Here is a 16,637-nt window from a genome sequence, read left to right on the forward strand (position 1 = left end):
GCCATGGCCGCGATGGGCTGCGGAAACCCTTCGCCGCTATAGCGGCTCCCACAAAGGCAAGCGCGGTACTTTCCCGCCCGCCGTTCTCCCGTGGGAGCGGCCATGGCCGCGATGGGCACCGGTGTCCTTGCGGGCCAACCGCGGAGCAATCGCCGCTATAGCGGCTCCCACGCCTGCTGATGGCAGTGGCCGTGCCGGCTTGAGTCACCGCACGTTCGGCACCATCATCACGGCATGCCCGCCCACGCCTGCACCGATCCCAAGCACCACGTCCACGACGCCCCGGCCTTCGTGTCCGCGGTCGAGCGCGCCTGCCGCGAGCGCGGCCTGCGGCTGACGCCGATCCGCGCCCACGTGCTCGGCCTGATCGCGGAGACCGAACAGCCGATCAAGGCCTACGACCTGCTTGATCGCGTTCGCGAGGGCAACGGGCCCGGGGCCGCCGGGCCGCCCACGGTGTACCGCGCGCTCGACTTCCTGCTCGCCAACGGCTTCATCCACAAGCTGCAGTCGGTCAACGCCTTCGTTGCCTGCCACCATCCGAGCACCGCGCAGCACTCGGTGCCGTTCCTGATCTGCGACAGCTGCCATTCGGCGGTCGAGCTCGAAGACAGCCAGATCGTGGCGGCGCTGGACGAACGCGCGCGCGGGCTCGGCTTCCGTCCGCGTGCGCAGACGCTCGAAGTGCACGGCACCTGCGCCGAATGCGTCGGTAAGGAGTAGGCCGCCGGGGCGCCGCCGCGCGATCGCAGGCGACGCCGCGGGCCGGCCCGGCTGCTAGAACAGCACGCGCACGCCGGCGCTCGCGCCACGGCCGGCCATCGGCGCCAGGTCCTTGAGGAACGAGGTGTGCACGCGCGCCTCCCTGTCGAGCAGGTTGTTGCCGTTCACGAACAGCTCGACCGCGTTGCCGCTGGCGGTGTCCATGTGCCAGGCCAGGTTCGCGTGCACCAGCGTGTGCCCTGGCGTTGCGTGCTCGAATCCGGCCACGTCGTCCTGCCGCGCGTAGCGCACCGCGCCGATGCCGGCGCGCCAATGGTTGCTGGTCCAGCGCAGGTCGGCGCCGATGCGCGCGGGCGCGATCCGGGGCAGGTTGCCGTCGAGCGCCAGCTCGGCCGCGTAGTCGTGCGCGTGGTCACCGTGGGGCACGGACACATCGATCGTGCGCGTCCCTTGCCCGGCAAGCCGTCCGCGCACCACGTCGGCAAATGCGCCCACGGTCCATGCGCCGCTGTCGTTGTCGACGAAGGTCCATTCCGCGTCCAGCTCACCGCCGCTGAAGCGCGCGTCGGCCTGGGTCCAGGCCCGCACCGGCACGCCACCGTCGACGATCCCGGTATCGGCCAGGTAGATGAAGTCGTCGTAGCGCACGTGGTAGATCGCCACGCCCACGCGCAGCGGGCCGCGGTGCCAGTGCAGGCCGGCCTCCGCGCGGTTGGCGGTTTCGACGTCAAGCCCCGGATCGCCGAATTCGTGGCTCTGCGTCGCCACGTGGATGCCGCTGGAATGCAGCTCCTCGGCGGTGGGCGAGCGCTGCGCGCGGTCGAGGCCGAAGGACAGGTGCACGTCCGGCCTCAGGTCCCAGCGCGACGCCAGCGACAGGCTGGTGGTGCTGAAGTCCCGCGACGGCCCAGCGTCTGCGGCGATGTCGATGCCGTTGCGGTCGTGGCGCAGTCCGAGTTCGAGGCTGGCCGGGCCGAAGTCGCGTTCGCCGATCCAGAACAGGCCGGCGTCACGCGATTCGGAATCGGGCACGAAGGCTTCGGCGCCCGCCGCGGCGAAGTCGCGCTGCGACCACTGCAGGCCGAAGGCGCCTTCCCAGCCGCCGAGCGGCCGGTGCGCGAGCTCAAGCCGGCCCTCGATGGTTTCGTTGTCGAACACGGTGCCGACCTCGTCGCCCTCGTATTCGGTGTGGGTGTAGTCGGTGTGTGCGATCCGCGCGCGCAGGCTTTGGAAGGGGCCGATGTCGTCGAGTCCGCCGCGGAGCTCGGTGCGGCGCTGGTCCATCTCGATGTGGACGCCGCCATGGCCTTCGGCGTCGTGGTCGCGATCCCCATCTCCGCCGTGCCCGTGGCCATGCTCGTCCTGCTGCTCGTCCCCGGCATGGATATGGCCGGGTACGCCGTAGCGCGTGTTGAACAGGCTCTGGCCGACGCCGATGAAACCGCGGTCGCCGACCCAGGACAGGCCCAGGGCGCCGCTGTCCGTGCGCACGAAGCTGTTGGGCAGCGTGCCGCGCGCGTCGTCGTCGTGGTCATCATGGTCGTTGTGCTCATGCTCTACGCGCAGGGCCGCGCTTTCGGCGTAGCCGGGAATGTCGACGTCACCGGTCTCGCGATGCAGCGCGTCGATATGGAACACCAGCCGTCCCGAGGCCGCGGTGCCGTCCAGGCGGAGCATGCCGGTGCGCTCGTCGTTGACGCTGCCGGCGCGCAGCTCGGCGCGGCCCTCGAGCGGCCGCGACGTGGCGGCTTCCGGGATGCGGCCATCGACCACGTTGACCGCGCCGCCGATGGCGCCGTTGCCGTAAAGCAGGCTGGCCGGACCTTTCAGTACTTCGATCTGGTTGGCGAGGAAGGGTTCGATGCTCACCGCATGGTCGACGCTGACGGTCGACACGTCGCCGGCGGCAAGGCCGTCGCTGAGCACCTGGACGCGCGCGCCTTCCATGCCGCGGATGATCGGGCGGCCGACGCCGGCGCCGAAGAAGGAGGACTGGACGCCGGGCAGGCGCGCGACCGTTTCGCCGATGGAGTTGGCTTTTGCATCGTCAAGGCGCTCGCCGGCAAGGACGGCTACGGGCCTGGCGAGGTCGTCGGCGGTGCGGGCGATGGGATTGGCGCGGACCCTGAGCGTGTCGAGGTCGGTCACGCCGTGCTCGTGGCCGGCGTCGTCGGGGGCGGCTTCCTGGGCCGATGCAGGGACGGCCAGGGCCAGCAGGATCGCGCTCGCGAGCGTGGCGAGGCTGGCGAATGCGGCGGGGCGCGGGAGGGCGCGGGAAACGCGTCGTCTGGTGTTCATGGGGGCCGGTGTGGTGATGTCGATTGAAATGTTATACTGTTTCAATTCCGACGCCACCCCAACCAACGTCATGGCCACTTCATGCAACCTCAATCGAGCCGACCGGGTCGGTTTCGCGGCGGCGTTCCTGTGTGCGCTGCACTGCGCGCTGCTGCCGCTGGCGCTGGCCGTGCTGCCCACGTTCGGGCTGTCGGTGGGCGGCTGGGTGGACATCGACCAGGCGGTCACGGTGTTCGCCACGCTGCTGGGCGCCACCACGCTGGCCATCGGCTTCCGCCGCCACCGCGCGTTCCGGGCCTGGGCGCTGCTGCTGCCGGGCCTGGCGCTGGTCTGGCTGGGGGCGTTCAGCCCGCTGCATGACCACGGCGTGGTGCACGCGGCGGTGATGACCCTCGGCGGCCTGATGATCGCCGGCGCGCACCTGCTGAACCTGCGCCTCACCCACGCTGCCGCGGCGGCCCGCGCGACGCCCTGAACCGGCGCGCGTGCTAGGATGCGCGCCCTGTGGCGTGCAAAGGCGCGCCCCACCGAACGAACTCCAGGAGCGACAGATGGGCAAGGGCGACCGCAAGACGGCCAAGGGCAAGCGCTACAACTCCAGCTACGGCAACGCCCGCAGCCACGTGACCGCGAAGGCGACCGGCGCTGCCGCCGCACCGGTTGCGAAGAAGGCCGGCGCCAAGACCGTGGCCAAGGCTCCGGCAAAGAAGGTCGTGGCCAAGAAGACCGTGGCCAAGGACTGAAGTCCCGCGCCAGCGTTGACGTACGAAGCCCCGCCAGATGCGGGGCTTCGTCGTTTGGGGCCGGACGCCGCCGCGGGTCAGGGCGTGCCGGCGCCCGCCTCGATCACCGCCCAGACCCGCAGCAGGTTGCCGCCCAGGATCTTGCGGATGTCCTCGTCCGAATGCCCGCGCGCCTGCAGCCCGGCGATGAAGTTGGGGAAGTCGGCCACGGTGCGCAGGCCTTCGGGCAGCTCGCCGTCGACGCCGTCGAAGTCGGAGCCGATGCCGACGTGGTCGACGCCGATCAGCTTGACCGCGTAGTCGATTTGGTCCAGCACGTCGCTGATCGGGGCCTCCACCTTGGGATGGTCCAGTTCCCACTGCGCTTCGAAGGCCTTGCGGTCCAGCGCCGGCTCGCCGGCGGCCACGCCCGCGGCGCTGCGACGATCGAACGCGAGCGACTCGCGGAACCAGTCGCGGGTATTGGCCGCGGCGGTCGGGTTGACGAACGCGGTGCCGAACGGAATCTGCACGACGCCGCCCTTCGCCGCGATGGCCTTGGCCAGTTCGTCGCTGAGGTTGCGCTCGAAGTCCGGGGTGAAGTGGCGCAGCGCGGAATGGCTGGCGATCACCGGCACGCTGCTGAGCTCGATCGATTGGCGCACGGCGTCGTCGGACAGGTGCGAAACGTCGACCATGATCCCCAGCCGGTTCATCTCCCGCACCACTTCGCGGCCGAAGGGGCTCAGGCCGTTCCAGCGCTTTTCCACCGTGTAGGAGGAGTCGGAGATGCGGTTGTTGCCGCTGTGCGCCAGGGTGATGTAGCTGACGCCGCGGTCGCGGAAGAAGGCGAGCCGGGCAAGGTCGTCGCCGATAGGCCCGCCGTTCTCGAGTCCCAGCGGCAGCAGCACGCGGCCGCCGGTGCGCAGGCGCTCGACGTCGCCCGGGGAGGTCAGCAGGGCGAAGCGTTCCGGGTGGCGCTGGACCAGGGCCTCCATCGCGTCGATCTGGATGTTGGCCGCCTGCCAGGCGCTGCCGGACTCGTCCTGGCGCGCGGAGGTGTAGATCGACATGAAGGCGACGTCCAGGCCGCCTTCGCGCGCGCGCGGGTAGTCGAACTCGCGGTCGGGCGCGGCCTCGCCGAGGTCGGCCCAGCTGGAGACCAGCACTCCGGGCGCATCGATATGGGTATCGACGATGATCGCGTCGGCGGCCAGGGCGCGCGCGGCGTCGGTGGCCTGGGCCAGCGCGGCGGCGGGCAGGGCCAAGGCCAGTGCGAGTGTCAGTGCGAGTGCATGGCGGCGTGGGCTTTGAGGCATCGGGAGGCTCCTTGTCGGGCGGAAGGGTCTTTCGCGGCTGTAGCCGCTCCCACATGGGCGTGCGTCATCCGTGGGCGGCATTTCATAACGGCAGTTGTGGGAGCGGCTATGGCCGCGACGGAATTTCGTAACGCCATTTCGTAGCGGCAGTTGTGGGAGCGGCTATAGCCGCGACGCCTTTCCTGCCGGCAACACGTTTCGTGGTTCCTTGATCAGGCCACCCTGCGGCCGCCGGAATGGACGGAGACAGCAAGCTCCCCGCCCAGCCAGTAGCACAGCGCCGCCGGCTCGCGCACGCGCCAGCGCACGAAGTCCGCCCGCATGCCGGCGCACAGCATGCCGCGGTCGTCGAGTCCGAGCGCGCGCGCGGCGTGCACTGTCGCGCCGCGCAGTGCTTCGGCAGGGGTCAGGCGGAAATGGGTGCAGGCCAGCTGCATGGCCTGGCGCAGCGACAGCAGCGGCGAGGTCCCGGGATTGCAGTCGGTGGCCACCGCCATCGGCACGCCGTGCGCGCGGAAGGCGTCGATCGGCGGCAGGATGGTCTCGCGCAGCACGTGGAAGGCGCCCGGCAGCAGCACCGCCACGGTGCCGGCGGCCGCCATCGCGCGCACGCCTGCATCGGAGGTGTGTTCGACGTGGTCGGCGGACAGGCCGCCGAATTCCGCCACCAGCGCCGCGCCTTCGCCATCGCTGAGCTGGTCGGCATGCAATTTCACCGGCAGGTCGAGCGCGCGCGCGGCGTCGAATACGCGGCGGGTCTGCGCGTTGCTGAAGCCGATGCGCTCGCAGAAGGCGTCCACGGCATCGACCAGGCCTTCGGCATGCAGCCGCGGCAGCCAGCCGCAGACGGCGTCGATGTAGCCGTCGGGGTCACCGGCGTACTCGGGTGGCAGCGCGTGTGCGCCGAGGAAGGTGGTGCGCACGCCGATGCCCAGCGCATCGCCGAGCTCGCGCGCGGTGCGCAGCATCTTGCGCTCGTTGTCGAAGTCCAGGCCGTAGCCGGACTTCACTTCCAGCGTGGTCACGCCATCGGCGACCAGGGCGCGGGCGCGCGGCAGGGTTTGCGCCAGCAGCGCCTGCGCGTCGGCGGCACGGGTGGCGCGCACGCTGGAGACGATGCCGCCGCCGGCGCGCGCGATGTCTTCATAGCTGGCGCCCGTCAGGCGCTGCTCGAACTCGGCGGCGCGATCGCCGGCGAACACGATGTGGGTGTGGCAATCGACCAGGCCGGGAGTGACCAGGTCGCCTCCGCCGTCGATCACGACGTCGGCAAGCTCGTCCGGACGGCCGGGCAATGCATCGGCCGCGCCGGCAAACACGATCCGGCCGTCGCGCCAGCCCAGTGCGCCGTTTTCGACCATGCCGTAAGCACCGGCACCATTCTCGTGCGTGCGGCCGTTTGATGAGCGACCGTCGGGGGCGTCGCCTGCATCGGGTGCGCCGGGCGCGCCATCGCGGTGCGAATCCCCGTCAAGCGTGGCCAGGCGCGCGTTGACCAGCAGGCCGTCCCAGCGCTCAGCGGCCATCGGCATGCGCCCTGGCTGGGGTGGTGGCTGCAGTGCACGGCATGTCAGGACCTCGGATCGCGTCGACGCGGTAGCCTATCGCACCCTGCCGCCGGAGCGTGCCGACATGTCTGCGAACCCAGTACCCGGAGCGCCCGATGCGCGCGATGCAGGCGCCGCACCCGACGCATCCGATGCCCCGCATGCCGCCGTCGCTCGCCAGGTAGCGGGCGGCTGGCAGCTGCCGGTGATCGCCAACCTGCATTCGCACGCCTTCCAGCGCGCCATGGCCGGGCTCGCCGAACGGCAGACGCATCCCGAGGACTCCTTTTGGACCTGGCGCGAGACCATGTACCGCATGGCCGCGCGCTTCGATCCCGATTCGCTGTACGCGGTCGCAAGCCAGCTCTACGTCGAGATGCTGGAAGCCGGCTATGGCAGCGTCTGCGAATTCCACTACCTGCACCATGCGCCCGACGGTCGGCCCTACGCCGATCCGGCGGCAATGTCGCAGGCGTTGATCGCCGCCGCGCGCGACACCGGCATCCGCCTGACCCTGCTGCCCGTGCTGTACATGACCGGCGGCTTCGACGGCCGCGCGCTGGGCGAGCGCCAGAAGCGCTTCGGCCACGACGTGGACGGCTACCTGCGCCTGTTCGAGACGCTGCATGCGCAAAGCGACGACCTGCTGCGCGTCGGCTGCGCCCTGCACAGCCTGCGCGCGGTGCCGCCGGACGCGATGCGCGCGGTGCTGGCGGCGCTGCCCGCCGATGCCCGCATCCATATCCACATCGCCGAGCAGGTGGGCGAGGTGCAGGACTGCCTCGCCATCCGCGACCTGCGCCCGGTGGAATGGCTCCTGCAGAACGCCGATGTCGATGCGTGCTGGACGCTGGTGCATGCCACCCACCTCAACGACTGGGAAGTCGCGGCCATTGCGAAGAGCGGCGCCACCGTCGCCATCTGCCCGACCACCGAGGCCAACCTCGGCGACGGCCTGTTCCGCCTGCGCGATTATCTCGACGCCGGCGGCGCCTGGGGCATCGGCTCGGACTCGCATATCTCGGTATCGCCGGTGGAGGAGCTGCGCTGGCTGGAATATGGCCAGCGGCTGGTGAAGCGGCGCCGCAACATCGCCGTGGGCGATGCATCGACCAGCGTCGGCGAGACCCTGCTGCACGGCGCGTACGCGAGCGCGAAGAACGCCACCGGCTTTGACGCCGGCGGTGACACCCTGGTGCTTGATGCGGAGGCGCCGCTGCTTGCCGCAGCGACCGCCGGTGACGTCGCCGATCGCTGGCTCTTCAGCGGAAACCGGCCTTGCGTCAGGGACGTGCACATCGCCGGCCGGCGTGTGGTGGCCGACGGCCGCCATGCGGACGGCGCTGCCGTTCTTGCGCACTATCGGACTGCGCTGGCGAAGCTCTCGGGAAGGTAGGCGAGCTGCCGCAGCGGGCAGCTCTGGTCCGGCGTCAGTACGGCGCTTCCATGCGACGCGGCTGTGCGGTCATCGAGGGCTTCAGATGATGGGTGGCGCAACCATCCGCCACGCGTTCGCGATGACCGAGGTCACCGCCGAATAGACGTCCTGCAGTGCACGCTCCAGCGGATCGGTGGTCTCGATGCGGTAAGAGGCACCCTGTTCGATCGCCGCCTTCACCGGCCCGATGTAGTGGTTGCTGCCGATGTTCAGCAGGCCCGCCGGATCGTTGAACTGGATGTGGGTGCCCAGCGGATCGGGCAGCATGTCGAGGACGGGGACCTGGCGCTGCACGCCGGTCGCCCAGTCGCCGTCGATGCTGTAGTGGCGCATCTGGCCGCTTTCCGCGCCATGGCGGATGGCCCCGGGGTCAAGACCATTCTGGCGCAGCGTGTTGTCGTGGATGCCCTGCGCGTTGAACGTGACCGCCGTGCTGCCGGTGGCCGCCGCGGCCATGGATGCGAGGCCGCCGCCCAGCGAGTGCCCGGTGTAGACCACGTTGTCGCCGCCGAAGGCGTTCTCGGCCTGGTGCGCGAGCGTGACCGCGGTGTCGTACTGGCGGGTCTGGAAGCCCGCCGACTGCGCGATCACCGTGCCCACGTCTTCCACGCCGCCGGTATCGTTGCCGGCATAGGCCACCACGTAGTTGCCGACGCCATCGGTGTAGATGCCGGCCTCCATGCCGTTGCTGTACTGGAGGCCGGGATCGATCCCGGCGGCGGCCAGTTCGCCGTCGCCCATCCGCTGCCAGCCGTCCGCGTCCTGGCGCAGGTAGACGGCCTCCGCGACGCCCGCCATCGAACTGTCGAACGCCTGGTCCATCCCGGTGCCGCCCACGGCCTGGTCGAAGCCGCCGTCGCGTCCCGGAACGCTCCCCGTGTCCGGGTTCAGGGCTTCGTGGACCTGGCGGAAAAAGAGATCGGCCGCGTGCAGCGCGTTGTTGATGATGGGCTGGAACATGTCGGACGAACCTCCACGGCGAGCAGGAATGCGGGATGCGCCGAGTCTCGTCCCGGGTCCATGCGTCGACAACCTGGGGCTGACTGCAGGTGCCGATGACCACGGTCACATTCCAGGACAGTGCTGCCGCCGCATGGGGCTGGCCCCAACTGCCGCCGCCGGAACCGATGTGGCCAGCTGTTGGCCAGGGGATGGACCACATGACCGGACGGGAGAGTCAGATGAGGAAGCACGTGATGTTGTCGGCCGCAGCGATGCTGCTGGTCGCGCTGGCGGCACCAGTCGCCGCAATGGACCAGCACGGCCTGGCGGAGGCGGTTGAGGCGACTGAAGTCGAGCGCCAGTCGGCGATGGCGACGCTCGCGCGGCAGCGGGCGGATTACCCGACTTATTTCCAGCGCGCGCACGAACGCTACCCCGCCATTCCGCGCGGCGTGCTGGAGGCGATCGCCTATGTCGAGACCCGCTGGGTCCACGTTGAACCCGACGCCCACGGCAAGGCCGGGCATCACCACATGCCGGCCTCGTACGGCGTGATGGGCCTCTATCGCGGCGGTGGGTTCGATAACCAGGTGGCGGAGGGCGCGAAGCTCCTTGGCGTCAGCGAACGCCTGGTGCTGATGGATCCGGAGACCAATATCCTCGCCGCCGCGGCGCTGTTGGACCGCGCGCTGGAGAAGGATGGCGGCACCCGCCGGGGCGACGGCGGCGTGGAAGCCATGGCCGGTGCGCTCGCACGCTACGCCGGCTATGGCAGCGGCGACGGCAACATCCACGGCTTTGCGCGACAGAGCTTCGCCTACGAGGTGCTGCAGACGTTGGCACGCGGAGTGGACGAGAAGGGCATCCGCATCGCCGCCATGCCCATCGAAATGGAACTTGCCTTTGCCGCCGATCGCCTTCGGCTGCTCGGCGCCCCGGCACTCAGGCTGGACTACGGCAGCGACACCATCAGTGCCACGGATGAGCTGGTGGAGGAGCGCCCGGCGCGTGCAGCGGGGCGCGTGGAAGCGCAGGCATTTGACGTCGGCATCGCCATGGACTTCGGCGAGGCGCTCTGGAACCCCGCGCACTCCAGCAACTACAGCACGGCCGGCAACGGCCGCTCCGCGGTGATCATGCATACGATCGAGGGCAGCTACGCCGGCGGAATCTCCTGGTTCAAGAACCCGGCATCGAACGTGTCGGCGCACTACGTGATCCGCAGGTCCGATGGCCAGGTTACGCAGATGGTGCGCGAGCACCACCAGGCATGGCACGCGGCGTATCACAACCACTACACCATCGGCATCGAACACGATGGGCGCGCCGGTGACGCCGGCAACTGGACGTCGGCGATGATCAACGCCTCGGCGCGCCTGACCCGGAGCATCTGCGCGCGCCAGCCGGTCAACTGCGCGTCCGCATGGCAGGGTCCCGGCTACGACTACTGGCGCGTGGTTCCGGACAGCGTTCGCATCAAGGGCCACGGCATGCTGACCAGCAACCAGAACCGCTACGACCCGGGCCGCTACTTCCCCTGGGCAAGCTTCTACAACCTGATCAACAACGGCGCGCCACCGCCGGCCACGGCGCCGACCTACTGGGTTGACACCTATGCCAGCGCACCCGGCTTCCCGTCGCCGACCGGTGGCTCGCAGAGCGGCAGCCTGCACGCCGGGACCAATTACGTGTACTGCAAGGCCTGGGGTCGCGAGATCCGCAGCGGCGCGACGTTCAACCGCTGGTGGCTCAAGACCGACCTCGACGTGGGGCCGGCGGGGCAGTACGTGTCGGCCTACTACCTTTCGCGCTGGGGCAACGACGAAGCGCGCGACAACGACGGCTACGACCTGCCGCGCTGCGACGTCCTGCCCCATGGCGAGATAGGCAGGAAGTACTACGCCATGGGCGGCGTGCGCAGCCACCTGGGCGTGCCCGAGTTCGCCGAAGCGGCGGCGCAGGCGGGCGGGCGCTACCAGCAGTTCAAGAACGGCATGATCCTGTGGCATTCGCGCACCGGTGCGTTCGCAGTCAACGGCAAGATCCTGGAGCACTACCGGGCCACGGGTTCGGAAACCCGCTGGGGCTTCGCGATGACCGACGAGCTCGACGCCGCCGTGTCGCCGGTGTCGGGCCAGCGCGGAAAGTTCCAGTACTTCGAGGACGGCCTGTTCCTGTGGACGCCGGCCACCGGCGCGCACGCGGTGCACGGTGCGATCCTGGCGCACTTCGAGAACAACGGGCGCGAAGCGGCGCTCGGCTATCCGAAGACCGACGAGCAGGCGCACGGCAGCAACGGCCGCAAGCAGCAGTTCGAGCGCAAGACGCTGTACTGGACGCCGGAGCGCGGGGTCTGGGCGGAGTGAGCCCGATCGCGTGATCCGCGGCGGCCGGCATTCGCGTGCCGGCCGCCTTCCACGTGCACCATGTTCCGGTCGCGCTGCGCGACCGATGAAAATTTCCGTCGGCCGCTGCGACCAATACTTCAAGACCCAGGCAGCAGGCTTCTTTGCGGGATGGAAATCGAAAAGGCGTTCACCGCCATGGTCCAGGACAACCGCGGGGCGCTGGTGCGCCTGGCGCGGCGCTATGCCGGTCCCGAGGACTGGCAGGACCTGCTGCAGGAGATGCAGCTCCAGCTCTGGCGCAGCTTCGCGAGCTTCGACGGCCGCGCACAGCGTTCCACCTGGCTTTACCGGGTGGCGCTGAACACCGCGCTGAGCCACGTGCGCAAGCCGCGCCGCGACCACCGTTCGCTGGACGACGTGCCCGAGCAGGGCGACGCCGGCCACGCGGTCGATCCCATGGATGTGCTCGACGAGTTCCTCGCGATGCTCGACCCGCTGCAGCGCAGCGTCATCCTGCTTGACCTGGAAGGGGTGCCGCGGGAGCAGGTCGCCGATGTGCTGGGCCTCAGCGTCAACGCGGTGGCGGTGCGCATGACGCGTCTGCGCCAACTGTTCGAACAGCGCTTCCTGGAGGACTGAGCATGGACTGGGACAAGATGAGGAACGCGTGGCGTGGCGACACGCCGACTGTGCAGCTGTTGCCCATGGACGAGCTTCAAACGCGCGACCAGACGCTGTGGAAGAAGGTGCGCCGGCGCGACCTGATCGAGACGATTGCAGCGGTGCTCGTCGCCGTCTTCTTCGCCCTGATCACGCTGGCGGCGCTCGTTGACGGCGAGTGGCTGCAGGCCGGCTTCGCGCTGCTGATCTCGGTTTGGGGCGTGGCGCTGCCGTTCCGGCTGCGCCGCTCCAGGCGGCTGGCACCGGAGCCCGACCACGATGTTCCCCTGCTGGCCTACCTGCAGCGGCAGCGCGACGCGACGCTGGCGCAGGCACGGATGCTCGAGCAGGTCTGGCTCTGGTACCTGACTCCTCCAGCGATCGGGCTGGCCGGGCTGACCCTGGCGCGAGACGGTGCGACCGCCGGCGCGCTTCGCTATCTTGCGGTGATGCTGGTGCTGTACGCGGCCCTGGCCTGGATCAACCACCGCGTGGCGCGGACGCAGTTCCGTGCCCACGCCGATGCGCTGCAACGCCAGATCGACGACCTGGCGGGGAGCGACGCATGACAACGGACAGCGTCATTCCAGGAACACCGTCCAAGCCCGTGAACACCACCCATGCCAAGGAGAGCTCCATGCCAACCCGTCCTGTTTCCTTCTTTCCGGTGCTTGCCGGACTCGCGCTGGCCGTGAGCGGCAGCGTTCATGCCATGGACGACGCCGCGCTTGCGACGCTCGTCGACCAGCGGCTGGCCGGTGACCGCACCGGCGCCTGCATGGCGGTGGCGGTGATCGACAAGGCTGACATCGCGCGCGCGTTCCGCTGTGCCGACCCGACGGCCGTCGCGCGCATCGGTCCCGACAGCGCGTTCGAGATCGGTTCGGTCACCAAGACCATGACGTCCACGCTATTGGCGGACCAGATCGTGCAGGGCAAGGCCTCGCTGGACGATCCGCTGGCTGGCTACCTGCCGGAAGGCACGAAGCTGCCGCAGTTCGAAGGTGCGCCGATCCTGCTGCGCCACGTGGTCACGCACACCAGCGGGCTGCCGGCGCTGCCTGCACGGATGGCGGTCACCAATCCCGCCGATCCGTACGCCGCGCTCACGGTGGATGACCTCCTCGCCTCGCTTGGTGACGTGACGTTGGCGCGGGCGCCCGGCACGCAGTTCGAGTACTCCAACTTCGCCTCGATGGTGCTGTCCTATGCGGTGGCGCGCCGCGCGGGCAGCGACTTCGAAACCCTGCTCGGGCAGAAGCTGTCCGCACCGCTGGGCATGGATACGGCCTACATCGCAAAGCGGCCCGAGGGCGTGCGCGCCGCGGGCGGGCACACTCCGAACGGCCTGCCGGCCGCGGCCTGGACTTTTCCGGTAGACCTTGCCGGCGTCGGCGGCGTACGCGCCACGCTGGATGACATGGTCCGCTATGTGCAGGCCAATCTCGACCCCGCCGGGACGCCATTGGAAGCCGCGATCGAACTCGCACAAACGCAAATCAACCAACAGCCGCCCATGGCGATGAACTGGATGATCATGCCCGTGGCCGACCGCAGCGTGCTGGCGCACGAGGGCGGAACCGGAGGCTTCTCGTCGTTCGTGTCGTTGGACAAGACCCGGCAGCGCGGCGTCGTCATCCTGTCCGACACCAACTGGAATGCCATCGGCGGCCTGGGCAGCCTCGGCCTGCATCTGGTCGACGCGTCGTTCCCGCTGGGCGAGCCGCGCGTGCTGGTGGCCCCGTCGCAGGCGCTGCTCGACGGGCTCGTCGGCGAGTACCAGCTGCAGGGCATGATGAAGATGAGCCTGCGCCAGCGCGACGGCAAGCTGTTCGGCCAGGCCGAGGGCCAGGGTGAGTTCGAACTGTTCCACGACAGCGCCGGGGATTTCTTCCCGACCGTGGTGGACGCCGTGCTGCGGCCGCAGAAGAAGGCGGATGGCGATTACGCGTTCACCTGGATGCAGGGCGGCGGCGCGATTCCGGCGACGCGTCTCGACGAGGCTGGCGAAGGCGGCAAGGTCGCGCAGCAGCCCGCGCCTTCCGCCGGGGACCTGGCGGCTTATGCCGGCGAATACCCCCTGATGCCGAACTTCGTCCTGACGGTGCGTGGGCGCGACGGCACGCTGCATGCCCAGGCCACGGGGCAGGGCGAATTCCCGCTCCAGGCGCGAGGCAAGGACACGTTTGAAGCGCCAGCGTTCGGCGTCGAGATCGTGTTCAAGCGCGGCGCCGACGGCAGCGTGGAATCGCTCGAGCTGCACCAGGGCGGACAGGTGCTTCCCGGCAAGCGGAACTGAGCGCGCCCGGTGCCAGGCAAGACCGGTGCCAGGCAAGACCGGTGCCAGGCAAGACCTGAAAGAGCCTGTGGGAGCGGCCATGGCCGCGATATCGCCAATCGCGGCTATAGCCGCTCCCACATTGGCTGGCTGCCAATCATGGCCATGGCTGATCCCCCACACCGGCTGCCAATCATGGCCATGGCTGCTCCCACACTGGCTGGCTACGGGTCGCGGTGTGGCTTCCCGCACACGATTGCCGATCGGGGCTTGTGCCAAAGACTTCTCAGCCAAACAGGTCGTAGCCGGCCGGCAGCGCGCCCTCCAGCTTCAGCAGGAATTGCTTGGTCGGCAGGCCGCCGCCGAAGCCGGTCAGCGATCCATCCGCGCCGATCACGCGGTGGCAGGGCAGCACGATCGGCAACGGGTTGCGGCCGTTGGCGGCGCCGACTGCGCGGGTCGCGGTTGGCCTGCCGATCCTGTGCGCGAGATCGCGATAGCTCCAGGTCCCGCCGTACGGAATCTCCGCAAGCGTGGTCCAGACCGCGCGCTGGAAGTCGGTGCCGTGCGGCGACAGCGGCAGGTCGAAGTGCATGCGCTTGCCCGCGAAGTACTCGCCAAGCTGCCGCTGCGCTTGGATCAGTACGTCGTTGCTGCCTTTCTGCCAGCCGTTGCCCGGTAGAGGGCCATGCGGTGGCGGGAAGTCGATGCGGCGCAGCCCGTCGTTATCGGCAGCCAAAGTCAGCACGCCGATGGGCGTGTCCGTCTGCAGGAAGATGATGGTCATGGGCTTGCCTCGTCGGTTGCGGGTCGCGCGCGAACGCGTGGCGTTGTGGCGCACACCCGTATCGTGGGGAGTGCGGTGCCGGCGCGCTCCATCGCGTCCTTCCACAGATGGATCACGGCATACGCGCGCCACGGCCGCCAGGCCTCGGCGCGTGCACCCGATGCCTTGGCCGTGAGTCGCGAGCCGTCCGTAGGCAGCGCCTTCTGCAGCACCAGGTCTTCGGCCGGGAATGCGTCCGGGTGGCCGAGCGCGCGCATCGCGATGTACTGCGCCGTCCACGGACCAATGCCGGGAAGCGCCAGCCAGCGCGCGGCGAACTCATCAAGCGTGCGCTCCGGGTGGAGGTCGATCCGGCCATCGAGCAGCGCCCGCGCCACGCCGCGCACCGTTTCCGCGCGCGCTCGGGTGAGTCCGATGCTGCCGAGGTCGGCCTCGGCAAGCGCGTCGGGCGTCGGGAACAGATGGTCGAGGCCTTCGTCGAACGGTTCCGGCAGCACCTCGCCGAAACGCTGCACCAGGCGCGTGGCCAGGGTGCGCGCCGCGGCCACGCTGACCTGCTGACCAAGCACCGCGCGCACCGCGACCTCGAAGCCGTCCCAGCCGCTGGGCAGGCGCAGGCCGGGACGCGCGTGCAGCAGGGGTCGCAGCCGGTCGTCCACTGACAACGTGGCGGCAATCACCTGCGGATCGGCATCCAGGTCGAACATGCGCCGCAGCCGCTGCACGATGTCGAGCAGGCGCGCCGCCTGCGCTGCGTGCAGTTCCAGCCGCAGCGCATGCGCGTCACCGGGCCAAGCCGAGACCCGCAGCCACCCGTGAGGCGCGCCATCCATGCCGGCGATCACGCGTGCGTAGTGCGCATCGCCCACCGACTCCACGCCCGGCAGCGCGCGACCGCGCAGGAACGCCAGCATCGCCGCGAAATCGTAGGGCGGGCGGTAGCCCAGGCGAAGCACCAGCGCCTCGCCCGGTGCCTGGCGTGCCGCACCCGGCTGCCGGCGCAGGTCGCGCGGCGCCATCCGATACGCATCCTTGAAGCTGGTGTTGAAGCGCCGGAGGCTGCCGAAGCCGGCCGCAAGCGCGACCTCGGTGACGGGCAGCGCGGACTCGGTCAGCAGCTGCCTGGCAAACAGCAGGCGCCGCGTGCCGTGCACGGCGACCGGCGGCGCGCCGACGCGCTCCACGAACAGGCGACGCAGCTGGCGCTCGCCCATGCCGATGCGCCCGGCCAGCGCCGACAGCGGCGCATCGGCCAGTGCGCCCTGATCGATCAGCACCAGCGCGCGCGCGACCGCCGCGTCACCGCGCCGCCAGGCACCATCCGACGGCGACAGTTCCGGACGGCAGCGCAGGCACGGGCGGAAGCCCGCGCCCTCGGCAGCCGCCGCGCTGGCGTAATAGGTCACCCGCTTCGCGAACGGCGCCGGGCACACAGGGCGGCAGTAGATCCGCGTGCTGTGGACGCCGGTGAAAAACAGGCCGTCGAAGCGCGGATCGCGACTGCGTCGGGCCTGGTCGCAGACCGCGGCGTCGGGGAGCGGGGAGGTGGCCATGGACGCAGGCTAGCACCGCGGC

At 69.9% G+C, this 16,637-nt stretch carries 14 protein-coding genes; 8 read left to right on the plus strand and 6 right to left on the minus strand.

Translation table 11 applies throughout. The features are described 5' to 3' along the window. Positions 1–234 precede the first annotated feature (234 nt). Positions 235–723 carry a transcriptional repressor gene (locus WCD84_RS07955; protein ID WP_343254967.1) on the plus strand — a complete coding sequence of 163 codons (489 nt, stop codon included), beginning with the start codon at positions 235–237 and terminating at the stop codon, positions 721–723. Between the two features lie 54 nt (positions 724–777). Here WCD84_RS07955 and WCD84_RS07960 read toward each other — a convergent pair whose 3' ends face one another. Next, positions 778–3,021, minus strand: a complete 2,244-nt coding sequence (locus tag WCD84_RS07960) for a TonB-dependent receptor (RefSeq protein ID WP_343281016.1) — start codon at positions 3,019–3,021, stop codon at positions 778–780. 70 nt (positions 3,022–3,091) lie between these two features. On the opposite strand from WCD84_RS07960, the gene WCD84_RS07965 reads away from it, so the two are divergent. After that, on the plus strand, positions 3,092–3,496 hold the full coding sequence (locus tag WCD84_RS07965; RefSeq protein WP_343281017.1) for a MerC domain-containing protein: 405 nt from the start codon (positions 3,092–3,094) through the stop codon (positions 3,494–3,496). A gap of 76 nt (positions 3,497–3,572) precedes the next feature. After that, positions 3,573–3,764, plus strand: a complete 192-nt coding sequence (locus WCD84_RS07970; RefSeq protein WP_343254964.1) for a 30S ribosomal protein THX — start codon at positions 3,573–3,575, stop codon at positions 3,762–3,764. A 77-nt stretch (positions 3,765–3,841) separates the two neighbouring features. On the opposite strand, the gene WCD84_RS07975 is transcribed toward WCD84_RS07970, so the two are convergent. Then, positions 3,842–5,062 (minus strand): dipeptidase, encoded by a 1,221-nt coding sequence (locus tag WCD84_RS07975; protein WP_343281018.1) that lies wholly within the window; start codon positions 5,060–5,062, stop codon positions 3,842–3,844. A gap of 212 nt (positions 5,063–5,274) precedes the next feature. Further along, positions 5,275–6,588, minus strand: a complete 1,314-nt coding sequence (gene hutI, locus WCD84_RS07980; RefSeq protein ID WP_343281047.1) for an imidazolonepropionase — start codon at positions 6,586–6,588, stop codon at positions 5,275–5,277. Between the two features lie 106 nt (positions 6,589–6,694). On the opposite strand from hutI, the gene WCD84_RS07985 reads away from it, so the two are divergent. After that, positions 6,695–8,005 carry a formimidoylglutamate deiminase gene (locus WCD84_RS07985; RefSeq protein ID WP_343281019.1) on the plus strand — a complete coding sequence of 437 codons (1,311 nt, stop codon included), beginning with the start codon at positions 6,695–6,697 and terminating at the stop codon, positions 8,003–8,005. Positions 8,006–8,086: 81 nt separating this feature from the next. Here the strand turns inward: WCD84_RS07985 and WCD84_RS07990 are convergent, their stop codons facing one another. Further along, complete coding sequence (locus WCD84_RS07990; protein ID WP_343281020.1) at positions 8,087–9,007, minus strand: hypothetical protein; 921 nt, start codon at positions 9,005–9,007, stop codon at positions 8,087–8,089. 221 nt (positions 9,008–9,228) lie between these two features. Here WCD84_RS07990 and WCD84_RS07995 point away from each other — a divergent pair, with 221 nt between their 5' ends. From WCD84_RS07995 to WCD84_RS08010, 4 genes are all read left to right on the plus strand, one after another. Further along, the gene (locus WCD84_RS07995; protein ID WP_343281021.1) at positions 9,229–11,355 is read left to right on the plus strand and encodes an N-acetylmuramoyl-L-alanine amidase; all 2,127 of its coding nucleotides are present in this window, start codon (positions 9,229–9,231) and stop codon (positions 11,353–11,355) included. Between the two features lie 150 nt (positions 11,356–11,505). Beyond that, positions 11,506–11,976 (plus strand): RNA polymerase sigma factor, encoded by a 471-nt coding sequence (locus WCD84_RS08000; protein ID WP_343254958.1) that lies wholly within the window; start codon positions 11,506–11,508, stop codon positions 11,974–11,976. Positions 11,977–12,041: 65 nt separating this feature from the next. After that, the gene (locus WCD84_RS08005; RefSeq protein ID WP_343254957.1) at positions 12,042–12,566 is read left to right on the plus strand and encodes a hypothetical protein; all 525 of its coding nucleotides are present in this window, start codon (positions 12,042–12,044) and stop codon (positions 12,564–12,566) included. A 68-nt stretch (positions 12,567–12,634) separates the two neighbouring features. Then, positions 12,635–14,296, plus strand: a complete 1,662-nt coding sequence (locus tag WCD84_RS08010) for a serine hydrolase (RefSeq protein WP_343281022.1) — start codon at positions 12,635–12,637, stop codon at positions 14,294–14,296. A gap of 265 nt (positions 14,297–14,561) precedes the next feature. Here the strand turns inward: WCD84_RS08010 and WCD84_RS08015 are convergent, their stop codons facing one another. Together WCD84_RS08015 and WCD84_RS08020 are read right to left on the minus strand one after the other, a co-directional pair. Beyond that, on the minus strand, positions 14,562–15,062 hold the full coding sequence (locus WCD84_RS08015) for a methylated-DNA--[protein]-cysteine S-methyltransferase (protein WP_343281048.1): 501 nt from the start codon (positions 15,060–15,062) through the stop codon (positions 14,562–14,564). Next, entirely contained in the window at positions 15,059–16,615 is a 1,557-nt protein-coding gene (locus WCD84_RS08020; protein WP_343281023.1) for a DNA-3-methyladenine glycosylase 2 family protein, read from the minus strand. The genes WCD84_RS08015 and WCD84_RS08020 overlap by 4 nt, the downstream gene beginning before the upstream one ends. Positions 16,616–16,637 lie beyond the last annotated feature (22 nt).

This window comes from Luteimonas changyuni (assembly GCF_039548395.1).
GTDB lineage: Bacteria > Pseudomonadota > Gammaproteobacteria > Xanthomonadales > Xanthomonadaceae > Luteimonas.

Excerpts from the sequence above, each read along its gene's own strand:
- WCD84_RS07955 (WP_343254967.1), top strand. The coding sequence starts at position 235 with ATGCCCGCCCACGCCTGCACCGATCCCAAGCACCACGTCCACGACGCC.
- WCD84_RS07960 (WP_343281016.1), bottom strand. The coding sequence starts at position 3,021 with ATGAACACCAGACGACGCGTTTCCCGCGCCCTCCCGCGCCCCGCCGCA.
- WCD84_RS07965 (WP_343281017.1), top strand. The coding sequence starts at position 3,092 with ATGGCCACTTCATGCAACCTCAATCGAGCCGACCGGGTCGGTTTCGCG.
- WCD84_RS07970 (WP_343254964.1), top strand. The coding sequence starts at position 3,573 with ATGGGCAAGGGCGACCGCAAGACGGCCAAGGGCAAGCGCTACAACTCC.
- WCD84_RS07975 (WP_343281018.1), bottom strand. The coding sequence starts at position 5,062 with ATGCCTCAAAGCCCACGCCGCCATGCACTCGCACTGACACTCGCACTG.
- hutI (WP_343281047.1), bottom strand. The coding sequence starts at position 6,588 with ATGGCCGCTGAGCGCTGGGACGGCCTGCTGGTCAACGCGCGCCTGGCC.
- WCD84_RS07985 (WP_343281019.1), top strand. The coding sequence starts at position 6,695 with ATGTCTGCGAACCCAGTACCCGGAGCGCCCGATGCGCGCGATGCAGGC.
- WCD84_RS07990 (WP_343281020.1), bottom strand. The coding sequence starts at position 9,007 with ATGTTCCAGCCCATCATCAACAACGCGCTGCACGCGGCCGATCTCTTT.
- WCD84_RS07995 (WP_343281021.1), top strand. The coding sequence starts at position 9,229 with ATGAGGAAGCACGTGATGTTGTCGGCCGCAGCGATGCTGCTGGTCGCG.
- WCD84_RS08000 (WP_343254958.1), top strand. The coding sequence starts at position 11,506 with ATGGAAATCGAAAAGGCGTTCACCGCCATGGTCCAGGACAACCGCGGG.
- WCD84_RS08005 (WP_343254957.1), top strand. The coding sequence starts at position 12,042 with ATGGACGAGCTTCAAACGCGCGACCAGACGCTGTGGAAGAAGGTGCGC.
- WCD84_RS08010 (WP_343281022.1), top strand. The coding sequence starts at position 12,635 with ATGCCAACCCGTCCTGTTTCCTTCTTTCCGGTGCTTGCCGGACTCGCG.
- WCD84_RS08015 (WP_343281048.1), bottom strand. The coding sequence starts at position 15,062 with ATGACCATCATCTTCCTGCAGACGGACACGCCCATCGGCGTGCTGACT.
- WCD84_RS08020 (WP_343281023.1), bottom strand. The coding sequence starts at position 16,615 with ATGGCCACCTCCCCGCTCCCCGACGCCGCGGTCTGCGACCAGGCCCGA.